Source organism: Allomuricauda sp. M10, assembly GCF_020782875.1.
In the GTDB taxonomy this organism is placed as follows: domain Bacteria; phylum Bacteroidota; class Bacteroidia; order Flavobacteriales; family Flavobacteriaceae; genus Flagellimonas.
Window position 1 is genome coordinate 372,190 of record NZ_JAJGBN010000002.1, and the last position, 22,622, is coordinate 394,811.

The 22,622-nt window shown below is 43.4% G+C and carries 18 protein-coding genes; 5 read left to right on the forward strand and 13 right to left on the reverse strand.

What is annotated here, in order from left to right; genetic code table 11:
• The first annotated feature begins 51 nt into the window (after window positions 1–51).
• The gene (locus tag LKX84_RS06775; protein WP_228236378.1) at window positions 52–2,424 is read left to right on the forward strand and encodes a glycogen debranching protein; all 2,373 of its coding nucleotides are present in this window, start codon (window positions 52–54) and stop codon (window positions 2,422–2,424) included.
• A 2-nt stretch (window positions 2,425–2,426) separates the two neighbouring features.
• Complete coding sequence (locus LKX84_RS06780) at window positions 2,427–2,909, forward strand: regulatory protein RecX (protein ID WP_228236379.1); 483 nt, start codon at window positions 2,427–2,429, stop codon at window positions 2,907–2,909.
• Window position 2,910: 1 nt separating this feature from the next.
• Here LKX84_RS06780 and LKX84_RS06785 read toward each other — a convergent pair whose 3' ends face one another.
• The 6 genes from LKX84_RS06785 to bioA form a co-directional block, all read right to left on the reverse strand.
• Window positions 2,911–3,786, reverse strand: a complete 876-nt coding sequence (locus LKX84_RS06785; RefSeq protein ID WP_228236380.1) for a cupin-like domain-containing protein — start codon at window positions 3,784–3,786, stop codon at window positions 2,911–2,913.
• A 58-nt stretch (window positions 3,787–3,844) separates the two neighbouring features.
• Window positions 3,845–4,942 carry a biotin synthase BioB gene (bioB, locus tag LKX84_RS06790; protein WP_228236381.1) on the reverse strand — a complete coding sequence of 366 codons (1,098 nt, stop codon included), beginning with the start codon at window positions 4,940–4,942 and terminating at the stop codon, window positions 3,845–3,847.
• A gap of 77 nt (window positions 4,943–5,019) precedes the next feature.
• Window positions 5,020–6,462 (reverse strand): flotillin family protein, encoded by a 1,443-nt coding sequence (locus LKX84_RS06795; RefSeq protein WP_228236382.1) that lies wholly within the window; start codon window positions 6,460–6,462, stop codon window positions 5,020–5,022.
• 5 nt (window positions 6,463–6,467) lie between these two features.
• The gene (locus LKX84_RS06800; protein WP_228236383.1) at window positions 6,468–7,043 is read right to left on the reverse strand and encodes a hypothetical protein; all 576 of its coding nucleotides are present in this window, start codon (window positions 7,041–7,043) and stop codon (window positions 6,468–6,470) included.
• A gap of 71 nt (window positions 7,044–7,114) precedes the next feature.
• Window positions 7,115–8,272, reverse strand: a complete 1,158-nt coding sequence (locus LKX84_RS06805) for a beta-ketoacyl synthase N-terminal-like domain-containing protein (RefSeq protein WP_228236816.1) — start codon at window positions 8,270–8,272, stop codon at window positions 7,115–7,117.
• A gap of 12 nt (window positions 8,273–8,284) precedes the next feature.
• Window positions 8,285–9,571 (reverse strand): adenosylmethionine--8-amino-7-oxononanoate transaminase, encoded by a 1,287-nt coding sequence (gene bioA, locus LKX84_RS06810; RefSeq protein ID WP_228236384.1) that lies wholly within the window; start codon window positions 9,569–9,571, stop codon window positions 8,285–8,287.
• A gap of 62 nt (window positions 9,572–9,633) precedes the next feature.
• On the opposite strand from bioA, the gene LKX84_RS06815 reads away from it, so the two are divergent.
• The gene (locus LKX84_RS06815) at window positions 9,634–11,112 is read left to right on the forward strand and encodes an ArnT family glycosyltransferase (RefSeq protein ID WP_228236385.1); all 1,479 of its coding nucleotides are present in this window, start codon (window positions 9,634–9,636) and stop codon (window positions 11,110–11,112) included.
• On the opposite strand, the gene bioD is transcribed toward LKX84_RS06815, so the two are convergent.
• The 3 genes from bioD to LKX84_RS06830 are packed head-to-tail and all read right to left on the reverse strand — an operon-like array spanning window position 11,101 to window position 13,249.
• Complete coding sequence (gene bioD, locus LKX84_RS06820; RefSeq protein WP_228236386.1) at window positions 11,101–11,715, reverse strand: dethiobiotin synthase; 615 nt, start codon at window positions 11,713–11,715, stop codon at window positions 11,101–11,103. The genes LKX84_RS06815 and bioD overlap by 12 nt on opposite strands.
• On the reverse strand, window positions 11,712–12,098 hold the full coding sequence (locus LKX84_RS06825) for a DUF2007 domain-containing protein (protein ID WP_228236387.1): 387 nt from the start codon (window positions 12,096–12,098) through the stop codon (window positions 11,712–11,714). The genes bioD and LKX84_RS06825 overlap by 4 nt, the downstream gene beginning before the upstream one ends.
• A gap of 2 nt (window positions 12,099–12,100) precedes the next feature.
• Window positions 12,101–13,249, reverse strand: coding sequence for an aminotransferase class I/II-fold pyridoxal phosphate-dependent enzyme (locus LKX84_RS06830; RefSeq protein WP_228236388.1), 1,149 nt, complete (start codon window positions 13,247–13,249; stop codon window positions 12,101–12,103).
• 63 nt (window positions 13,250–13,312) lie between these two features.
• On the opposite strand from LKX84_RS06830, the gene LKX84_RS06835 reads away from it, so the two are divergent.
• Both LKX84_RS06835 and LKX84_RS06840 read left to right on the forward strand, forming a co-directional pair.
• Complete coding sequence (locus LKX84_RS06835; RefSeq protein WP_228236389.1) at window positions 13,313–15,109, forward strand: M61 family metallopeptidase; 1,797 nt, start codon at window positions 13,313–13,315, stop codon at window positions 15,107–15,109.
• The gene (locus tag LKX84_RS06840; RefSeq protein WP_228236390.1) at window positions 15,110–15,640 is read left to right on the forward strand and encodes a GNAT family N-acetyltransferase; all 531 of its coding nucleotides are present in this window, start codon (window positions 15,110–15,112) and stop codon (window positions 15,638–15,640) included.
• Between the two features lie 49 nt (window positions 15,641–15,689).
• On the opposite strand, the gene LKX84_RS06845 is transcribed toward LKX84_RS06840, so the two are convergent.
• The 4 genes from LKX84_RS06845 to glmS form a co-directional block, all read right to left on the reverse strand.
• The gene (locus LKX84_RS06845) at window positions 15,690–15,968 is read right to left on the reverse strand and encodes a F0F1 ATP synthase subunit epsilon (RefSeq protein WP_228236391.1); all 279 of its coding nucleotides are present in this window, start codon (window positions 15,966–15,968) and stop codon (window positions 15,690–15,692) included.
• A gap of 76 nt (window positions 15,969–16,044) precedes the next feature.
• A complete protein-coding gene (gene atpD, locus LKX84_RS06850; protein ID WP_228236392.1) occupies window positions 16,045–17,553 on the reverse strand; it encodes a F0F1 ATP synthase subunit beta in 1,509 nt (502 codons plus the stop codon).
• A gap of 162 nt (window positions 17,554–17,715) precedes the next feature.
• Window positions 17,716–20,475, reverse strand: a complete 2,760-nt coding sequence (locus LKX84_RS06855) for a TonB-dependent receptor (RefSeq protein ID WP_228236393.1) — start codon at window positions 20,473–20,475, stop codon at window positions 17,716–17,718.
• Window positions 20,476–20,684: 209 nt separating this feature from the next.
• Window positions 20,685–22,532, reverse strand: a complete 1,848-nt coding sequence (gene glmS / locus LKX84_RS06860) for a glutamine--fructose-6-phosphate transaminase (isomerizing) (protein ID WP_228236394.1) — start codon at window positions 22,530–22,532, stop codon at window positions 20,685–20,687.
• Window positions 22,533–22,622 lie beyond the last annotated feature (90 nt).

Below are 22,622 nucleotides of genomic sequence, written 5' to 3' on the forward strand. Positions count from 1 at the left end.
GGTTTCAACACAAAATGCTACTTTTGATAAATGCCTAATTGAAACATTATTTTGAGACCCATTTTATCACTGATTGCCCTAATCTTGATTACCGCCTGCTCCAAAAAAGAGGCAGAATCACTGTCTGTATTGTTGGGAGATTCACCCTTTATCAAAGGTGCCTCCGCTTACTTGGAATCGCCTTATGTGACGGCTGGGGACCGAGTGTACATGGTGGGTCACCAAGACGGTAGTTTCCCTCCTTTGGGTTGGCACATTAAGGGTGAAATGGGCGGAATTTGGAATCATCCCATCAAGCTTATGGATGGTTTTGATGCCGAATTGATCGTGGATGGTAAAGTGATGCCTTTCAACAAGGCCATGGAATTTACCAACTACCCTTTTGCAAATAAGCACGAGTTTAACTTCGAAGAAGAAGGTATTTCTGTAGAACGTATTCAGTTTGTTCCCGATGGAAAACAAGGGGTTTTTGTCCAATTTGTGATTCATAACAACTCCAATAACATCAAAAAAGGGAAATTCCAATTTAGTGGGCAAACCGATTTGAGACCCACTTGGCTTGGAGAACGTACCAACATGGTTGATGGCAAGGACGAGGCCAACTTCGATGGAAAAAAATGGACAGTAAAGGATGCATCCAATCCGTGGTTCAGCATTTTTGGTGCCGAGCAAACCCCTGACCTGACCTTGACCCATGAGAATCCAAATGCTGCCAACGGGGTTTCCAATACCTTAATCTACGAAATCGAACTTCCTGCCGAGTCCAATTTTATATTGAATTTTACCATCGCCGGATCCTATATTTCTTTGGAAGATGTGGAGGAAAATTACACCTCTATCCAAAATAACTATTATACCCTAGCCCAAGAAAAGAAAAATCGGTACTCTGAATTGGCCAACGAGACCAAACTGACCATTCCGGATAAAAAATTGGAACAAACCTTTGAATGGCTCAAATACAACTGTGATTGGTTGGTCCGAACCGTTCCTGAAATCGGAACAGGTATTGGAGCCGGGCTTCCCGATTACCCTTGGTGGTTTGGTGTGGATAGCGAATACGCATTAAAAGGTTACATGGCCATTGGACGGGAAGATATTGTGGAAAAGACCATCCAACTTCTGGACAGTGTTTCCATGGCCCTCAATGGCAACGGGCGCATTTTGCATGAAATGTCCCCCAACGGCGCTGTTTTTAACGAAGGAAATATCAACGAAACTCCCCAGTTTGCCTCATTGATTTGGGAAATCTACACATGGAACGGAGATAAAGCGTTTTTGAAAAAGTATTTTCCAACGGTTCAAAAAGGACTGGATTGGCTATTAGCTGAAAACGACGGCAATCAAAACCTTTTCCCCGATGGTTTTGGGATGATGGAAATCCATGGTCTAAACAGTGAAATGATCGATGTTGCCTCCTATACCCAAAAGGCTTTTTTTGATGCTGCTCAAATGGCCGCCGAATTGGAGCAACCGGAATTGGCCATGAAATATCAAGCATTGGCAGACACCTTGAAACAAAAAATCAATGATGAATTTTGGTCCGAACAGTTTGGTTCCTATGCTGATTTTATTGGAACAGACGAGCAGGCCATTCATTTGATCGAGGATGCCATAGTGAGAGCCGACACTCTGAACAAACCTTGGGCCGTTGAAGAATTGAATGCAACAAAGCAACAAATCCTCAATCATCCATCAAACCAACCAAGACCCTTTGTGCTCTACCACAATTGGGTGGTGAACACGCCAATGGAAATGGGTATCGCCGATTCTTCAAAAGCCATTGCAGCCTTGGACAACGCCAAAAAATTTACGAATCCCTTTGGGATGTTCGTTACAGGGATCGATCGGGATGAATCCGCTGGTAAGGATTTGGGTTCCTTTAAAGGGAGTAAGGTTTTTTCCTATACCGGAGCCGTGATGACACTACCCACAGGAGTGCAAGCTGTGGCTGAAAACAATTATGGTCGCCCCGATGATGCCTTGGATTATTTACAGAGAATGACCCGCACCTTCAGCTATGCGCTACCGGGAAGCATTTATGAAGTTTCCCCAGATTATGGGATGGTGACCCAGGCCTGGAACATTTATGCGTTTGCTTTTCCCATTGTTCGGCAATTTTTTGGCATACAACCCATGGCGCAACATCAGATGGTAAAAATTAAACCGCAAATGCCAAGCTCTTGGGACCATGCATCCTTGGAAAATGTAAAAATCGGGAACAATGAAATCTCCATTTGGTACGAAAACAAGGATGGCAACCTTCAAATGAAAGTAGAGCAAACTAATCCCAATTGGTCTGTTATTGTAGTGTTGCCGTATGATGATTATAAAATTTTGGAAGGCGAAGCCCAGATGACCTCTTCAGGAAAGCAAACCATTTTTACTGGAAAAGGTGCCTCTCTAGAGATATCAAAAAAGCAATAAGAATGCCGAACCCATTTCCTCAAAGATCATTTGTTTCGGTTACGGAAGCCACCAAAAAAATGGAACATTATTGCGCCTACCAAGAGCGTTGCCATCAGGAAGTAGTAGAAAAACTCAAGGGGATGAACATGATTCCCGAAGCTATTGACAAAATTGTGGGACACCTCATCCAAGAAAATTATTTGAACGAGGAACGTTTTGCCAAAAGTTATGCCCGGGGAAAATTCAATATTAAAAAATGGGGCAGGAACCGTATTGTGCGCGAATTGAAGTTTCGACAAATTTCTGCTTTCAACATCAAAAGTGCCCTAAAAGAAATCAATGATGGGGATTACCTTGATACCTTGGACGAACTCGCCCAAAAACGATTGGATCAGATCAAGGAAACCAACATTCAAAAAAGAAAGAAAAAATTAGCCGATTACCTATTGTACCGTGGCTGGGAAAGCCATTTGGTTTTTGACAAAGTCAACGAGTTGGTCTAACCTAACTCCACTTTTGGGCCATTACCCTTTGGGTGCGCAGAAGGGCTTGCTCGTTCTTCCAATCGATCCATTGTTGGCCTTTCATTTTACGCATCATGTTATCAAAATGGCGCATTACGAAAATGTTATACACTGCCCTACTCAAGTTTTTGGGCTTTTTGGCAATGGAACGCAAGCTCATGGAAAAACCCGGCGTCACATATTTCATATAGTGCCAATACCCTTCTGGAATATAGAGAACATTCCCGTGTTCCAAATGGGCGATATGTCCCTTGGCGCGTTGTAGGGCCGGCCATTTGTCCAGATCCGGATTATCAAAATCGATGTCTTCCCTAGTAATTAACGAATGGGGCACTTTGTACAAAAATTTGGTTTCTTCCTGTGAAAAAAGGATACATTGCTTTTTTCCTTCAAAATGAAAATGGAAAATATTGGCCAAATCAATATCGTAGTGCATAAAGGTATAGGAATCTTCCCCGCCGAAGAACAGCATAGGCAAGCCTTTCATCAATTTCAAACCAAAATCAGGATAGGTGAAATCCTTTTGCAGTTCTGGAATTTCTTTTAGAATGTTCCAAAGAAAAATACGGTATTTGGTAGGGCCACTCTTCAAAAGATCTACATACTCCGTCATCTTCATTCTGGCATGCGGCTCGTTAAAACCTTCATCGTGCTTTACCGGGCGATCATCATAAAGCGGTACTTCCTTATCACCTGCCACCTGTTTCATATACTCCAGGTTCCATTTGGAATAGGCTGGCCAATCCTCAATAAACCTTTCGATCACAACAGGCTTTTGAGGCTTGAAATAGTTTTGGATAAAGTCCTTTTTCGAAAGGGTCTTTTCCCGAGGTATCTGTTCAAGGTTCAGCTTCAAGATTTCAAGGAATTAGGAAAAGCTAATTTACTAAAACGTTTTGAAATGTTTAACCGCCTTAACTTTTGGAAACAGCACCCTTTTCCTTGGCCAATTCGTTCCTTTCGATGATATGGCCTGGTCTGGACCATTTCGGTTTTTCGCCCAAAGCAGTAAATTGGGAATCCGCAGCTTCCACGGTTTGTGGCTGGGAAATCTTGATAAACGGTTTTTGGGGAATCAATCCTAATTGTTTGAACATTTCCATATCCTCATTAACATCGGGATTGGGAGTGGTCAACAATTTATCCCCGGCAAAAATGGAGTTGGCACCAGCAAAAAAGCATAGGGCCTGTCCTTCCCTGGTCATTTCCGTTCTTCCCGCAGAAAGACGTACTTGGGTCTCTGGCATTACAATCCGGGTTGTGGCCACCATTCGTATCATTTCCCAGATTTCTACAGGCTTTTGGTCTTCCATCGGAGTACCTTCCACGGCTACCAAAGCATTGATGGGCACGGATTCCGGTTGTGGATTCAAAGTAGAAAGGGCCACCAACATTCCGGCGCGATCTTGTTCACTTTCGCCCATACCGATGATACCACCACTGCAAACGGTAACATTGGTCTTTCGAACATTTTCTATGGTCTGCAAACGATCTTCGTACCCACGCGTAGAGATCACTTCTGTATAATATTCCTCTGAAGTATCAAGGTTATGGTTGTAGGCATACAGCCCAGCTTCGGCCAAGCGTTTTGCTTGATTTTCGGTCACCATACCCAAGGTACAGCAAACTTCCATATCCAACTTGTTGATGGTGCGGACCATCTCCAATACTTGATCAAATTCGGGACCGTCCTTTACATTTCGCCATGCAGCACCCATACAAACCCGTGAGCTTCCTGAAGCCTTGGCGCGCAACGCCTGAGCCTTCACCTGTTGTACGGACATCAAATCGTTTCCTTCCACATTGGTATGGTAACGGGCCGCTTGCGGGCAATACCCACAATCTTCTGGGCATCCACCTGTTTTTATGGAAAGTAGGGTGGAAACCTGAACAGTATTGGGGTCGTGATGTTGCCTGTGGATGGTAGCCGCCTCGTAAAGTAACTCCATCAATGGCTTGTTATATATGTCAAGGATTTCTTCCTTGGTCCAGTCGTGTCTTGTCTGATTCATAAACCAAAAATAGTCTATAGAACAGAAAAACCGAAGGTCAACCTTCGGTTTTCTTTCTTTTGAATTGTTAATTCCGACTATTCTTCTTTGGTATCATCGGATTCCTTGGAAGGTTTTGCCGGTTTTTTATCGCTTTCAATGGCTTTCACATCCTTCCCCTTCAAATACTCGGGAAGATCCATTCCGGCCATGTTGAACATTTCTTGCAAAGGCGGAACCGACTTGTACATCCCCGAAATAAAATTGGCGGTTGAATTCTTGCCATCTTCGGATTTGGTACCCGAATCCCAAACAGTGACCTTATCGATCTTGATGTTTTTGATGGCCTCAGCCTGTTTTTCAACAAGTTCGGGCAATTTATCCGCAATGAGCAACAACACCGCATCCTTTGGATTGTTGCCTGCAGCCTTCACGATCTTGTCCAACCCTTCGGCCTGCTTGGTCAATACCTCAAAAATACCCTTGGCTTCCGCTTGCGCCTTGAACAGGATTGCATCCGCCTCACCTTTGGCTTTTCTTCGGATTCGTTCGGCTTCGGCCTCCGCCTCGATCTCTACTTTTTGCTTGTCTATTTCAGCAGGAATTACAATATCGGCCATTTGGGAGCTACGTTCCCTATCGGCCCTAGCAATCTCCGCATCACGTTCAGCAGAATAGGATTCTTCCAACGCTTTTGCAGCCTGTACTTTTTCAGAGGCGATAGCGGTTCTTTCCGCCTCGGCTTCCCGTTGACGACGTAGCGAATCTGAATTGGCGACATTAATTTTGGCCAAGTTTTCTCCTTCAACCGCTTTCGCATTGGCCGCAGCTACTTGGGAACGTTCATCCTGCAAGGCGTTTGCCTCTCCAATGGCACCATCCCTGTTTTTCTCCGCTACCGATTTTCTGGCGGCGTTGATGGCGTGGGCAGCGGCTTCCTTACCCAAGGCTTCGATATAGCCTGATTCATCAACAATATCCGTAATGTTCACGTTGATGAGTTTTAGACCCACTTTTTTCAATTCCGACTCCACACTTTGTGAAATGTTGGTCAGGAACTTATCCCTATCAGCATTGATTTCCTCAATATCCATGGAGGCCACGACCAAACGCAACTGACCGAAAATGATTTCCTTGGCCAATTCCTGAACTTCCTTCAAACCAAGACCCAAAAGTCGTTCCGCGGCATTCTGCATCACACCGGGTTCGGTAGAAATACCGATGGTGAAACGGGATGGCACGTTCACCCGAATATTCTGCCTACTCAAGGCATTGGTCAAATCAACTTCGATGGAAATAGGGGTCAGGTCCAAAAATTCATAATCCTGGATGATCGGCCAAATAAAGGCGGCCCCACCGTGAATACATTTTGCGGAATTTCCGGTACCTACTTTACCATAAACCACCAAAATCCGGTCGGATGGACATCTTTTATACCTTCGGATAAAGGAGATTATGATGATAAAGAAAAATAGTATGGCGAAACCAATGACCAGTAAAGTGGCCCCTCCTCCGCCCATTTGTAATGGTAGTGTTAGCATGCTGATTATTTATTTAAAAGATTAACGATCAAAATTCCGGTGTCGGTCACATCTTGGACCTTCACCACATTACCTTGAACCAAATCGTGGTCTTCATCGGTAAGTGCTTGCAACTCCCTCAGTGTTCCTTGCACGTTAACGGACACCTTGCCCATTCGACTGCGTTTGGCCCCAATAGTGAGGTAAACTTCTCCAATTTGGTTCACTGCATTTTTTAGGTTGAGGGTGCCACTGCTCTGTAACTTGGCCAAATAATAGAACAAAGAGGCCATGGCCAACATCATCAATAATCCGCAAACCACCGAAATGAAAATGGTTAGTCCGGTGGACAAATCACTTTCAATACACGCAATTCCCGACCAACCGAAAATGGTAAAAAACCCCATTAGGTTCTTGAAGGACAAAAACTGAAAATCGATACCAGTATCCGCTTCAATGTCGGCATCCACATCGCCCATATCATCCACATCTCCTCCAATTAGCGTCATGGCAACGAGCACCAATAAAATGGCAGAACCTGCAATGGCAATTATCCAATAGACTTTCTCAAAGAGTGTAAGTGCTTCAAACCAATTTTCCATGGCAACAAAATTTAAAGTTGGTACTATTTGTTAAGATAAGATTTTGAACGGATAATCTGTAGTCCGTAAAGTTATCTTTTGGAAAGTAAAATCGACACTGCATTTCCACCAAAGCCGACGGCATTCACCATGACTTTTTCAATGGTTTTTGGAAACACTTCGTTTGGAACGAACGGAATGGGTATGGGCCTCTGGTGGTTAAGCATTAAAACAGCCATTTCCAAGCTGAGCAAACCAGAAGCTCCGAAGGTGTGACCTACTTTCCACTTATTGGTAGTCAAAAATGGCAATTTGTTACAGAACACTTTTTGAATGGCGTTGAACTCGGTCTGGTCTCCTTTGATGGTGCCTGGAGCATGCATCACTACGGCATCCACTTGGGATGGATCCAAATTCCCCAAGGCCATTTTCATCGAGTCTTGGAAACATTGGGCATCCGTACTGATGGACACACTGTGTTCCAAGGGTTCGGTGGCGTATCCTATCCCTTCAATCATGGCCAAGGCATTGGTTTTTTGACCTTTTTCCAAACAAGCAAGTCCAGCCGCTTCACCTAAAACCATGGTGTTTTGGTGTTTGTTCAAATCCATGGCCAAACAGGGATAACCTTCTTTTTCCTTGGAATACACTTTTAATGCTTGCATTTGAGCAATGGTGAAAGGGGTCAGCGGTGCTTCGCTACCACCCACCAAAAACTTATCTATCATACCACTTTGGATCCATGCTACGGCATTCAAAACCGCATGCAAAGCTGTGGAACAGGTAATGGAATGTGAAATTTCCGGGCCTTTGGACTTTAGATCATGGGCCACCCAGGAGGAAATATTCCCCAAGGTTGTTGTGGGAGAGGAAAGGGTGGATGATTTTCCATTGGTCAAAAATTCCTCATGGTATTTTTCAAAAAGTGTTGTTGCCCCACGTGAGGAACCAATGTTGATGCCAAATTGGGTTCCTTTTTCCCAACCGGCAGTGGCCACTGCTTTTCGGGCCGCATACATGGCGAACAACACCGAATCGTCCAAAGGCTTGTACTTGGCATCGGATTGGCGCAAGTCCTCAATTTTTAGTTTGATGGATTCTGGCAATTGTGAAACCCAAACCATTTGTTCTCCAATACGTTTTTCGGAGAGAAAATGTTCCTTTTGGTAATAGGATTGCCAAACTTCTTCCAAGGATTCTCCCAAGGCGGAAATGGAGGATAGGGCGGTAATGGAAATGGGTTCCTTCAACATAGCAAAAATCTAAACCAGCTCAAGAGCCGACCGAATGGCATCGTAAATTTTGTTCATCTGCTCTTTGGTGGTCACGTATGGAGCCAAAATATAGATGGTATTGCCCAATGGTCTTAAAAATACCCCTTGATCCATAAAATGTTTGAAAAGTCGGTTTCGAAGATTGCCGTACCGCTCCATTTGTACATTCAGATCCAAGGCATAAATAACCCCAAGTTGTCTCGTATTGGTCACTTTCGGATGGGTTTTCATTTCCATATCAAAGGCCGAATGCCACTGGATCATGTTTTGGATATTCTGCTGAATCTCATCGGTCTGCAACAATTCCAAAGCGGCCAAAGCTGCGGTGCATGCCAACGGATTTGCAGTATACGTATGCCCATGAAAAAGCCCCTTCGCCACCTCATCACTATAAAAAGCCATGTACACTTCCTCGGTGCAAGTGGTGAGTCCCATCGGGATCAAACCGGCCGTAAGAGCCTTGGACAAGCACATGATATCCGGTTGGGTCTCTAAATATTCCGAAGCGAAATGTTTCCCCGTTTTTCCAAATCCGGTCATGACCTCATCGGCCACGAGCAGCACTCGATGTGATTTTAGCAAAGTCAGGATTTTTTCAAGACCTTCGGCATCATGCATCTTCATGGCGGCGGCACCTTGAACCAAAGGTTCGTAGATAAATCCTGCCAAGTTGTTGTTCTGTAACCTCTCGGTCAATTGGGCCAAAATGGAATCGATATTTTCTTTAGTTGGCACGGGAATACGCTCCACTTCAATAAAGAAATCCTCAAAAGGACCATTGTACACCGAAAGCCCTGAAACGGACATGGCACCAAAGGTGTCACCGTGAAATCCTTCCTCAAAAGCCAAAAGTACGTTGCGTTTTTGCCCCTTGTTGAAATGATACTGCAACGCCATTTTGATGCCCACTTCGGTAGCCGTGGAACCGTTGTCTGAAAAAAACAGCTTTTGTTGATTCTTGGGTAGAATCTTGACGAGTTCCTCTGAAAGCCGCACGGCTGGCTCATGGGTAAAACCACTGAAAACCACCTGGTCCAAGCTTTGCATCTGTTCCATTACACTTTCCAGAATAAATGGGTTGCAATGCCCGTACATGCAGGTATACCATGATGAAATGCCATCTACATATTCCTTTCCATCCTCATCATACAGCAAAGCGCCCTGGGCTTTGGTTATGCCCAACATTTCTGGGTGGGTCTTATGCTGTGTCAGGGGGTGCCAAAGGTGTTTTTTGTCCCGATCCGATAATTTTTCCAGTGCTACGGAATCTCTCAAAACATTCAATTTATCTATATTGCAAAGATGATCATTAATAGCCAATAAAACCGCCCCAGACCGTGCATAATCCATTTGTAATTCGAGACTATGAAGACCTGAATTGGAAACGGGTCATTTTTATTTTGGTGTTGGTGGCCCTAGTCATCCGGTTTCCATTCTTTTTCAGGGATTATGTTGATCGAGACGAAAGCACCTTCATCATCATGGGGCAGTCTTGGGCCGACGGGCACTTGCCCTACACCCAACTTTGGGATCTAAAACCACCGATTACCTTTTTGTTTTTTGCTTTGATCATTAAAATATTTGGGCAGAGTTTTATTGCCATTCGATTTTTCGGCTCGTTGATGGTGGCCATTACCGCCCTGTTTACTTATGGAATCGCCACCAAGATAACCACCAAAAAAATTGCCTTTTGGGTAGCCCTGTTCTGTGTCTTTTTTCAAAGTTTATTTGGCAGTCTGCAAGGGGTAATGTCCGAACACATTTGCACCCTCTTTTTTGTAACCGGGGTCTATTTGTTGTTCTGCAGAAAAGTTTGGCATCTCTATTTGGCATCTGGACTTCTTTTCGGATTGTCCATCATGTCCAAATTGAACATGGCCTATCCCGTTTTTGTGGTGGGGTTGTTTTTGTTGTGGGAAGGATTCCGGGAACGTAAAATAACTTCGACCATCATCAATATGACCCTAATGGTTATGGGCACTTTTTTGATTGTAGTGTTGACAGCTTTGCCGTATTACCTTGAAGGGAACATTCAAATTTGGTGGCAATCCATCTTTAAGGCGCCCATGGCCTATTCCGAAGGAAAGTTTCATTCTCCGTTGAATACGCTTCCTTTTTTGATTGTCATTTTAGGATTGTTGGCTGTTGGGTTTAAAACCAAGGTAATCGACTACAAATCTAGGGGTCTACAATTATTGACTGCGGTTACCACCGGTATTCTTTTGTCTTTCATGCAGGCGGGGAAGGTGAACGGTCATTATTTAATCCAATTGTATCCCTTTATTTTGATTCCGATGGGCATGGCTGTTGCCAAGCTTCCCCCGCTTCAGAAAAAATTAAAGCCTGTCATTATCGTATTGCTTTTTTTGATTCCGATGGAAAGCTACTTGGAATATGCCAACATCATTTCCAACAAAATGAAAAAGGGGTCCTTTTTTAATGGCGAAGGAGTTGATGTGCCCCAATACATTATGGACCATCATCTGGAAATCAAAGACATCTTTTTTACCGAATACCACATCGGATACTGGGTTTTAGGGGTATCACCACCTACAAAGGCCGCCACACATCCTAGCAATATTACCCGTGAAGAGCTGTTCCCCTACATGCAAAATCCAAGACAAACAGGAATGGAGGAACTGAAATATATTATGGAAGTGATCCAACCCAAAACCTTGGTGGCACGCAAGGGCAAGGAAATCTTCGATAAAAAATTACTGGAGTACAATGCCTATATCGATGCATATTTAGCGGAGCACTACACTTTGGTGGCAACGGTAGATCGTGGCCTTATTTACCAAAGATTAAAACGATAACAACGCTTCCTGAAATGCGGCTGCGTATTTTTTTACAACCGCTTTATTGAACTTTTTCTCCTCATTGATCCGTCCTAAAAATGCAGCGGTGGTTTTTTTCAGGATGATTTCTTCTGTGGTCGGATGTTCATTTCCACTGAAAATGATTCCGATCGCAACCCCTTTTTGCTGTAATTTTTCAATGGTCAATAAGGTGTGGTTGATGCTCCCCAGATAATGTCGAGAAACCACGATTACTTTGTAATCGGGTTGGATCAGATCATAAATGGTATCGGTGTCGTTCAGAGGCACCATCAATCCGCCTGCCCCTTCGATTACTAAATCGTTCTTTGTGGTTGGTGGTACAATTTTGTCCAATTGAATGGAAATACCATCAATATCCGCAGCGGCGTGCGGGCTCATGGGCGTGTTCAAAGCGTAGCTATTGGGATGTATCACCGTACGATCATTGGATATCAAGGCTTCAATTTTATGACTATCGGAACGATTTAAATCGCCCGCTTGAATGGGTTTCCAATAATCCGCAGCCAAGGCTTCCACCACAATGGCGGATGCTACCGTCTTTCCGACTTCTGTTGATATGCCCGTTATAAAAAAAGTCATTTTGGGTGTTTTATGATAAAATTGCACTGCATGCATTTGTACTTCCTTGGTTCAAAAAAGGGAAATAACTTATAGAAAATCGTATTTCTGGAATAGTAAATTTCAGATTTTGTAGCCTTACAGTTTGGGCAAAGGATAGGATTACCAAAATCATCCGAAGCATATCTTCTAACCTCATCATAAATTTGCTTTGCAGCTTCCTTGTCGGTGGAATATACCTGAAGTTTTACTCCACCAATTGCAGTACTAATCAGGGGATCAGAGTTGATGGTCGCTTCATCACGAAGAAAAACCGTGATTCCTTCTGATTCCAGCTTCCCTTTAATGATGAGGGCATCGGCAGGAAACTCAAACGACCCCAATGTATAAAACTTAGCATTCATTATTACATGAGATTTTTTAACAGGGACAAAACTCGTGAAATTTCTTCTTTTGAGTTAAAGGCATGTAAGCAAAACCGCAAACGTTCCTCTCCTTCCTTTACAGTCGGGGAAAGAATGGGTTTTACATCAAACCCATGTGATTGCAACTGTTGGGCCATGTACTTCACATTACTGTTTCCAATAACTAGGGCACAATGAATGGCCGAATTACTTTGAATAAACTTCTCGGAAAGCTGCAATCGTGTTGCTTCCGATTTAAAAAAACCGATGTTCTCCTGCAAAGTTTGAATGACGGGTTCACCCTGCTCTTTTAAATACTGATGCGCTGCCAAAACCGTGGCCAAACTATGTGGAGACAGAGCCGTGGTATAGATAAAACTTCTTGAAAAATTAATTAGGTACTCTTTTAAGGATGGACTACCAAGAACGGCGGCCCCATGGCAACCGATGGCCTTGCCAAAGGTTATGAGTCTTGCAAAAACTTCCTTTTGAAGTCCTAGCTGTGATACCATGTCTCTACCTTGACCAAAAATACCTGTAGCATGCGCTTCATCAACCACTAGAAAACAATTTTGCTCCCTGCACAACATGGCCATTGATTCCAAATTTGGGGAATCGCCATCCATGGAAAAAACAGATTCCGTGACCACATAGATTTCCGATTCATTGCTCGATTGCGCGCGAAGTGACAAAATCCTTTCTTTCAAGTGATCTATATCGTTGTGCGAAAATTTGAAACTTTTGGCATGGCCCATTTGAATTCCGTCTCGAATGCTGGCATGCGCCAGTTCATCATACAGCACAACATCACCACGCTGGGGAACGGAAGAAAAAAATCCGATATTGGCATCATATCCAGAGTTGAAGACCAAGGCCGATTCGGATCCATAATGTTCGGTCAAAAAATCCTCTAACTGACCATATAATTTATGATTTCCCGTCAACAACCGAGAACCCGTAGCACCGTTTATCGGAGTTACCTCTTTGATTAAATAGGAGGCTCTCTTGGAAATATCCTCACTTCTGGCGAAGCCCAAATAATCATTGGAGGAAAAATCGACCAATTCGCCTTTAAAAGTCAAAGCACGCAAAGCGTTTTCTGCTTTTCTTTGGTCGATCTTGGATTGTAACTTTTTGGGCAGTTTCTCCATATCACAAATGTAGTACTTACTGTTTTTAAACAGTATCTTAGTCCCTCTTAAACCACACTTAAAATGAAATTTGCTTTCTCCCTTGGATCTCTGTTGTTTTGTTTTTTGTTGAACGCACAGACCAACAGCTATACCATTTCTTTTGAAAATGCGGTACATCACGAAGCTGTTATCAATGCCACTTTTCCAGACCTAAAAGTGGAAACGGTTGCCTTTCGAATGAGCCGTACTTCACCAGGGCGCTATGCCTTGCATGAATTTGCCAAGAATGTTTATGGTTTCAAGGCTACGGACAGCAAAGGCAATCCGCTAAAAGTGACCCGCCCAAACCCTTACGAGTGGTTGGTTTCCGGCCATGATGGCACCATCAATATTCAATATATTCTATTTGCCAACAGAGGTGGAGGAACCTATTCCCAAGTAGATGAGACCCATGCCCATTTGAACATTCCAGCTACGTTTATGTTTGCCCCTTCGCTGAGCGACCGTAAAATTGAAGTTACTTTTGGAGTTCGGGAAGATTTGGATTGGAAAGTGGCCACGCAATTACCACAGGTTTCTGGCAACACTTATTCAGCCCCGAACCTTTACTATTTTATGGATAGCCCCACGGAAATCAGTAATTATATGCTTCGCTCCTTTGAGGTGGATGGAAAAACCATCAACCTAGCCTTACACCATAATGGAACCGAACAAGAAGCAGACACCTATTTTGAAAAAGTGAAAAAAGTGGTCCTGGCTGAAAAAGAGGTGTATGGGGAACTTCCCGATTTTGACTATGGAAACTACACCTTTTTGGCCTGTTATATTCCAAATGCATCGGGTGATGGCATGGAACATCGGAATTCCACCATTGTAACCAGTACCCGAAGCCTCGCCGATGGAGGAATGGATGGTAATATAGGTACTATTTCACATGAGTTTTTCCACGCTTGGAACGTGGAACGCATCCGACCCAAAACGTTGGAACCTTTCGATTTTGAAGCGGCCAATATGAGTGGTGAACTTTGGTTCGCGGAAGGATTTACCAGTTATTATACAGGGTTGATCCTTTGCAGGGCGGGATTGATTTCTCCCAAGGAATATGTGGAAGGCTTGGCAGGTACCTTCAATTATGTATGGAATTCCCCTGCCCTTCAATTTTTCAATGTTGTTGAAATGAGTTATCAGGCTCCTTTTGTGGATGCCGCCACTTCGGTTGATCCCGTAAACCGTGAAAATACGTTTATCTCTTATTATTCCTATGGAAGTGTTTTGGGGTTGGCCTTGGATCTTTCCCTTCGGGAAAAAGGCCTCAATTTGGATGATTTTATGAAATCCGTTTGGGTGAAATATGGAAAGACTGAAATTCCCTATACCCTTGACAATTTACATTCCGCATTGGTGGAATATGCAGGCAAAACCTTTGGTGATGCCTTTTTCAACAACTTTGTATACCATAGCAATATGCCGGATTACACCCCATTGTTGAATGCTGCCGGCGTACTATTGCAGCAACCCAAGAACGATCCTTACTTTGGTGCCTATACCGTGGTAAATGCAGAAACTACGGAAGCCACCATTCTGAGGAACACAAAAATGGGAAGTCCTGCGTACAAGGCTGGTTTGGACAATGGCGATGTGATCTTGAACATTAACGATATTCCTTTTAAGGCCGATCAAAAATTTGACGATTATCTAAAGCAATTTGAAATGGGGACCCCCCTAAAAGTGAATTTCACCCGATTTGGCACTCCAAAAACAACCAATTTGGTTTTGGAACCCAATCCAGATTATTCGTTCAGTTTGATGGAGGACAAGGAACAAAAGCCATCCAAAAAAATGTTGCAGCACCGCAAGGACTGGTTAAAAGTGGAATAGATGATTACCTACAAGCAAGCTTCTACCATGGAGGAGTTGGAACAGATTCTGGCCCTTCAACAACTAAATTTGATCAAGAACATTTCAGCGGAAGAACGCAAAAACGAAGGTTTTTTGACCGTGGAGCACGACATGGATATCTTAAAGGCCATGAACGATGTGTGCGGACATATCATTGCTGTAGAAGATGATCAAGTGGTCGGTTTTGCCCTATGTATGCATCGTCAATTCGCAGAAAGTATTGAGCTATTGCAACCCATGTTCGAGGAAATTGACAAAGTGATCGAAAACAAAAATGGGTATATGGCCATGGGACAGATCTGTGTGGCAAAGAGCCATAGGGGAAGAGGGGTATTCCGAAACCTGTACCTAACCATGAAGGAAAAACTACCTGAGGGCATTGATACCATTGTCACTGAAGTGGAAGGTAAAAACACAAGGTCTTTGGCGGCACATGCCGCCGTTGGTTTTAAAACGATCAACGTTTACCCTTCTGGGGAACTGGAGTGGCACTTGATCATATTACAATAAAAAAGCCGCTCCAAGGAGCAGCTTTTTTGTGAATGAATTCATTTATTTCTTAGTCGGCCAAAACAATAACCTTGTTATCTTTCATTTCAACGGTACCACTGGTGATGGCCAAAATGGTCTCCCCATTGCTTCCCTTTGAAAATTTATCCTGAAAAGCCTCTTCAATGGTGATATTACCCTTCACCTTCACGTTTCCTTCTTGTAATAGGGAAACGATCGCTGCGTGGTTTTCCAACATCTGGAACTCTCCATCAACACCAGGAACGGTAACCGAGGTTACTTCCCCTGCGAACAATGTGGCTTCTGGTGATACAATTTCTAAGTACATACTTTATAGTATTGAGATATGAGATTCCAGTATTGAGACTATTCTAACCTCTAAATACTAGTGTCTCAAATCTGTTCTACGCTTCAGCTAACATTTTCTCTCCAGCTTCCATAGCTTCCTCAATGGTACCTTTAAGGTTGAAAGCAGATTCTGGCAAGTGATCCAATTCACCGTCCATGATCATGTTAAATCCTTTGATGGTATCCTTGATATCTACCAATACCCCAGGGATACCAGTAAACTGCTCGGCTACATGGAAAGGTTGGGACAAGAAACGTTGTACACGTCTTGCTCTACCAACGGCCAATTTATCGTCTTCGGAAAGTTCTTCCATACCCAAGATGGCGATAATATCCTGAAGCTCTTTATAACGTTGCAACAACTCTTTTACACGTTGTGCACAGTTGTAATGTTCTTTACCCAAAATGTCCGGGGTCAAAATCCTTGAAGTGGAATCCAATGGATCCACAGCAGGATAAATACCCAACTCGGCAATCTTACGAGAAAGTACGGTGGTGGCATCCAAGTGGGCGAAAGTTGTCGCTGGCGCTGGATCCGTTAAGTCATCCGCAGGTACGTAAACCGCCTGAACAGAAGTAATGGAACCTCTTTTTGTTGATGTAATCCTTTCTTGCATGGCACCCATCTCAGTGGCCAAAGTAGGTTGGTACCCTACCGCAGATGGCATACGTCCCAAAAGAGCAGATACCTCTGAACCTGCCTGGGTGAAACGGAAGATGTTATCCACGAAGAAAAGCACGTCTTTACCTTGTCCTTCACCGGAACCATCACGGAAATACTCTGCAATGGTCAAACCTGACAACGCCACACGGGCACGGGCACCGGGAGGTTCGTTCATCTGACCGAACACGAAGGTAGCCTTGGACTCCTTCATGGCTTTTTTATCTACTTTGGTAAGATCCCATCCTCCAGCTTCCATGGAGTGCAAGAAATCCTCACCATATTTTATAATGCCTGATTCCAACATCTCACGAAGCAAGTCGTTCCCTTCACGGGTACGCTCCCCAACACCAGCAAATACGGATAGACCACCGTGTCCTTTTGCAATGTTGTTGATCAACTCCTGAATCAATACGGTCTTACCTACACCGGCACCACCAAACAATCCAATTTTACCTCCTTTTGCATAAGGCTCGATAAGGTCGATTACCTTGATACCGGTAAAAAGTACTTCGGTAGAAGTGGAAAGGTCCTCGAATTTTGGGGCTTCCCTGTGGATAGGTAGTCCATTGCTTCCAGTTTTAGGTAGGTTTTCCATACCATCGATGGCATCACCGATCACGTTGAAAAGTCTTCCGTACACATCCTCTCCGATAGGCATTTGGATAGGATTTCCGGTAGCAACCACTTCAACACCTCTGCTCAAACCGTCGGTAGAATCCATGGAAATGGTCCTAACAGTATTTTCACCAATATGCGATTGTACTTCCAATACCAATTTGGAGCCATCAGCTTTTGCAATTTCAAGGGAATCGTAAATCCTTGGGATCTGTACCCCTGATTCAAACTCAACATCAATGACCGGGCCTATAATTTGGGCAACCTTACCTGTAACTTTAGACATTAGTGTGTTTATTTTTAATTGAATACGAGGAAAAAAACCGTTTTTTTTCCGGCTGCAAAGATATGCTTTTACATTTTTATTCAGAAACTGATTTTCGCTTTTTTTAAAAGAAAAAAGGCACTGATTTTCTCAGTGCCTTTTAATATCCTTTTTTACTGCCAATTAAGGGTTTATGGTCCAGGATACATAATAAATGGATCCTATGAAACCAGTACCGATGGCAGTGTAGTATTCATCACCCAAGATATTGGAACCCCCAACCTTGAAAACAGACTTTAAAGAAGGTACTCCGTAGTTGATCTGTGCATCCAAAACCGTGAAGGCTGGAATGTCACCATCAGCAAAAGATGCTTCCCAATAGTAGCTGTCGCTCCATCTGTAGTTTACATTGAAACCGAAATTCTTGAACAGTTCGGTATGGCCAAAGTGGGCTTTTACCTTATGTTTTGGAGTGTTGAAGTTGGTCCTTAGATCAGGATACAATCCCTTGTCAATGTCCAATTCGGCATAGGTATAGTTAACCCCAAGGTCAAATCCGCCTAATTTGGTATCCACCCCAACGGTTCCACCAAATGAGTTGATGTCCACATCGGAATTGGTGTACGTTTGGTACACTTTGTAATCTCCATTTTGAAGGGCCAATAAAGAAAGACCCCCGTCGCCTGCCTGCCCATAAAGTGGAACTGCCACGGCCGTATTGGCCAGGAAGCTGGAATAGCTATTGTAATATCCACTTAAATCAATGGTGAACTTGCCCAATTGGGAACGGTATCCTACTTCGTAGGCCGTAATTTCTTCGGGCTTTACCACAGGAGTTTCAACTGCTGTTGGGGCACCGGCCAAAACAGAACCAATGGAATAGGCATTTTCATAAGCGGCGCGGCCCACTACTTGCACTGAGGATTGGCCCGTCAAGGTTTGACCACTTTGGCTCAAATTGTACGTCCTAACATCCCTATCCAAATTGGAAGGAGCGGAACCTACCAAAACGGCAGAACCGGCATCCAAGCCAATGAACAAGTCTTGGGTTGTTGGGTTCCTGAAACCTTGTTGAACCGAAACCCTAATGTTGTGGTTTCTTTCTTCCCCAGCCGTATATGCCAAAGATACCCTAGGGGAAACAAATCCGTCAAAGAACTCATTTTTATCATAACGGGCAGAACCAGTGAACTTAAATCGGTCATCCATAAACTTCTTTTGAAGTTGGATGTAGGCACCATATTCATTGTAGGATATGGGTCCATCAATATCGGTAAAGATGGTTCCGTTGGAATTCAATACATATTCGCGGAAAGAACCACCAACCTGAAGATCAGCCCAATTATCTATTAAATGGGCAAAGTTATAATTACCATTGATGTGTCTGAATTTGGTCTTATCGATAAACTTGGCGCCAGTGGTCAGGTTTCCATCATTGGTAACCTTATTGAAGGCACTTTCAAATCCTGGGGTACCGGGAATCAATCGCCCTGTATCGGCTGCTTGTCTTGCTGCGACATGCGCCTGGGTTGAAGATTGTTCCGGGGTAAGGCCAGCCTGTTGAATTCCTCCCAAATACGCAGGAATATAAGTTGATGCATAATCAGTAAACCATTGTACATCGGATTTCCAAGTACGGTTTACGTTGATGGCGGCGAAACGGGTATCGTAAGCATCACCCGAATTTTCAGAAACAATGTATCCCCTTAAAAAGAAGTTCTTGTTCTTGATCTCCAATTTGTGCTGTTGCATGGTAAATCCACTTACCGCATATCGGTTGGCACCTTGATAGATTGTGGTACCACGACCGATTCTACTGTTGAAAATGATTTCAAAATCGTCTGCAAACGGGCGAAGGTGCAAAGCAAAATCCGCTTTTACGCTTTCTGCACCATAATCCGCAAGATCCGCTTCATCATAACCTGTTCTTGAAACTCGGGCGGAACCAACAGTTCCAGAAGGCAATCCAGCTGCAGCATCAAAATTTAATGTGGTAACAACCTCATCCCCATATACGTTCAATCCATTATAAGCAGGATTGGAACGATCGGCTCCCGGGTTGTTCAAATCCACCCTGCTGTTGGCATGCCAGTCCTCACCGGTCAATACAGAAAGGTTGGCCTTAACAGCTACCCTATCACTAAAGGCATGGGCAGCACGTACACCAAAGTCTTTATAAAAATTATTCCCTGCAGCATCCTGAACGGTCACCCCTCCTTTGAAGTAAGCGCTAATGCCTTGAAAATCAAATGGATTTTTGCTGTTCATGAACAAAATACCGTTAAAGGCACCCGCACCGTACAAGGCGGAAGAAGCACCTGGAAGGATCTCAACGCTTTGCACGTCCAATTCGGACATCCCAACAAGGTTACCCAAAACAAAGTTCAGACCAGGAGCGGTGTTGTCCATACCATCTACCAACTGCAAGAACCTGTTATTGGCAAAAGTGGCAAAACCCCTAGTGTTGATGGATTGGAACGTTAAACTGTTCGTGTTGATGTCCACTCCCTTCAAGTTTTGGAGCCCACCATAGAAAGATTCCGAAGTGGTATTCTTGATTTCCTTTAACCCGAAACGCTCCACAGAAACTGGAGATTCAAAGATTCGCTCCGGTGTTCTAGATGCCGAGATTACAATCTCATCAAGCAATGTAGAAGCTTCTTTTAAGGTAATGGAAAGCGTTTGGTTATTGGAAGTGACACTGGTCACAAAATCTGAATATCCAATACTGGTAAACCTAAGTTGGAATGGAGGGTTTTGTGAAGTATTGAATGTAAAATTACCATCAAAATCGGTTGTGGTCCCCTCCGATTTGCCAACCAAAACCACGTTGGCCCCAGGAACCGGTTCATTATTTTCATCAACTACTTTCCCCTGTACGGTAGTCTGTGCATAGGAGACGATACCCAACAGCATCAGGGAAATTGACATCAGTCTTTTCATCGGTTATGAATTAGAGTTAATTTAGTTTTTATGTACATGCTAAGTTATGGAAGTGGAAGATACATTATTTTCCATTTCGATTATACAAATATGAAAAAAATTATGCGTGCATAATACTTTTTCGGTAAAAATCCATGGGATAATATACATAATCAACAAAAAAGCGCCCGTTTGGGCGCTTTTAAATTCAATATCTTGATATTTTTTGGTTACTCCACGGTAACTGATTTTGCCAAGTTCCTAGGTTGATCCACGTTACATCCTCTCATTACCGCAATGTGATATGAAAGCAATTGTAAAGGTATGGTTGTCAACAAGGGAGATAGACTTTCGGAGGTTTCTGGCACTTCAATAACGTGGTCTGCCAGTTCCTTGACTGATTGATCGCCTTCGGTAACAATGGCGATGATCTTTCCTTTTCTTGATTTGATTTCCTGAATATTGCTCACCACTTTTTCGTAATGCCCTTTTTTGGTCGCAATTACGATTACGGGCATTTGTTCATCTATCAAAGCTATAGGTCCGTGCTTCATTTCCGCGGCAGGATACCCTTCCGCATGGATATAACTGATCTCTTTCAACTTCAATGCACCTTCCAAGGCAACAGGGAAATTATATCCCCTGCCCAAATAGAGACAATTAGGGGAATCTTTATATATATGGGCAATCTCTTCCACTACGGGATTGGACAACAACGTCTTTTCAACCTTTGCTGGAATCCCCTCCAACTCTGCCAAGAATTCGTGATATTTGGATTGTGATAAGGTTCCTTTTTCAAATGCCAATTTAAGGGCAATAAGGGTAAGCACTGTAATCTGTGTAGTAAAGGCTTTTGTTGAAGCAACTCCTATCTCCGGTCCAGCGTGTGTATAGGCACCTGCATTGGTTTCCCTGGCAATGGATGAACCCACCACGTTGCACACCCCAAATACAAAAGCACCTTTTTCCTTGGCCAATTTTATGGCCGCCAAGGTATCTGCTGTTTCTCCGGACTGGGATATGGCAATAAGCACATCCTTATCCGTAATTACTGGGTTTCTATATCGGAATTCGGAAGCGTATTCAACTTCCACAGGAATACGAGCCAAATCCTCAAAAATATATTCGGCCACCAAACCGGCATGCCATGAGGTTCCGCATGCAACTATGATAATACGGTTGGCATTCAGGAATTTTTCCAAATTCTGGTCGATACCTGCCATTTTGATGATGCCTTTGTTAGCCAAAAGTCGACCGCGATAGGTATCGAGAATAGCTCTCGGCTGCTCATAGATTTCCTTGAGCATGAAATGGTCGTAACCGCCCTTTTCAATTTCCTCAAGGTTCAATTGAAGTTCCAAGATGTTCGGATAGGCTATGGCATCATCCTTTATCTTACGTAATTTGATTTCCTTACCGATGCGCACAATGGCCATTTCCTCATCTTCAAGATATACGGCATTGTTGGTATATTCAATGAACGGTGAAGCATCGGAAGCAATAAAATATTCGTTCTCCCCAATACCAATGGCCAAAGGACTTCCCAATTTGGCCACCACGATCTCATCGGGTTTGGTTCGGTCAAAAACAGCGATGGCATAAGCTCCAACTACCTGATTAAGTGCAATTTGTACAGCCTTTCCTAATTTAACCCCTTCTTTGTTTTTTACTTCCTCAATAAGATTTACCAATACTTCGGTATCCGTATCGGATTCAAAAGTATATCCACGTTTAATGAGGGCTTGTTTGATGGCATCGTAGTTTTCAATGATTCCATTATGGATCATCATCAGATCCCCAGAATTGGAATAATGTGGGTGGGAATTAACGTCATTTGGAACTCCGTGGGTAGCCCATCTTGTATGCCCAAGTCCCAACTTACCAGATGTAGGTATCGAGATTTCAGTCTTTTTCTTCAAATCTTCCACCTTTCCCTTGGTTTTGGAAAGATGGGTGTTTTCGCCGTCAAACAATACAATACCTGCACTGTCATAACCACGGTACTCCAATCTTTGGAGTCCTTTAATAATTATGGGATAGGCTTCCCGATGACCAATATAACCTACAATTCCACACATAAGTCTTTTTTTTAGTTAAGCACCACTATTGGGGGATAGTGGTCCCCAAATTTATAAGGTATACGTGACAAATAATAAATCTGGTTGTTT

What these genes read in the sequence shown, in the direction of transcription:
- LKX84_RS06780 (WP_228236379.1), top strand. Translation starts at nt 2,427, where the DNA reads ATGCCGAACCCATTTCCTCAAAGATCATTTGTTTCGGTTACGGAAGCC.
- bioB (WP_228236381.1), bottom strand. Translation starts at nt 4,942, where the DNA reads ATGAATCAGACAAGACACGACTGGACCAAGGAAGAAATCCTTGACATA.
- LKX84_RS06795 (WP_228236382.1), bottom strand. Translation starts at nt 6,462, where the DNA reads ATGCTAACACTACCATTACAAATGGGCGGAGGAGGGGCCACTTTACTG.
- LKX84_RS06800 (WP_228236383.1), bottom strand. Translation starts at nt 7,043, where the DNA reads ATGGAAAATTGGTTTGAAGCACTTACACTCTTTGAGAAAGTCTATTGG.
- bioD (WP_228236386.1), bottom strand. Translation starts at nt 11,715, where the DNA reads ATGACTTTTTTTATAACGGGCATATCAACAGAAGTCGGAAAGACGGTA.
- LKX84_RS06825 (WP_228236387.1), bottom strand. Translation starts at nt 12,098, where the DNA reads ATGAATGCTAAGTTTTATACATTGGGGTCGTTTGAGTTTCCTGCCGAT.
- LKX84_RS06830 (WP_228236388.1), bottom strand. Translation starts at nt 13,249, where the DNA reads ATGGAGAAACTGCCCAAAAAGTTACAATCCAAGATCGACCAAAGAAAA.
- LKX84_RS06835 (WP_228236389.1), top strand. Translation starts at nt 13,313, where the DNA reads ATGAAATTTGCTTTCTCCCTTGGATCTCTGTTGTTTTGTTTTTTGTTG.
- LKX84_RS06840 (WP_228236390.1), top strand. Translation starts at nt 15,110, where the DNA reads ATGATTACCTACAAGCAAGCTTCTACCATGGAGGAGTTGGAACAGATT.
- LKX84_RS06845 (WP_228236391.1), bottom strand. Translation starts at nt 15,968, where the DNA reads ATGTACTTAGAAATTGTATCACCAGAAGCCACATTGTTCGCAGGGGAA.
- atpD (WP_228236392.1), bottom strand. Translation starts at nt 17,553, where the DNA reads ATGTCTAAAGTTACAGGTAAGGTTGCCCAAATTATAGGCCCGGTCATT.
- LKX84_RS06855 (WP_228236393.1), bottom strand. Translation starts at nt 20,475, where the DNA reads ATGAAAAGACTGATGTCAATTTCCCTGATGCTGTTGGGTATCGTCTCC.
- glmS (WP_228236394.1), bottom strand. Translation starts at nt 22,532, where the DNA reads ATGTGTGGAATTGTAGGTTATATTGGTCATCGGGAAGCCTATCCCATA.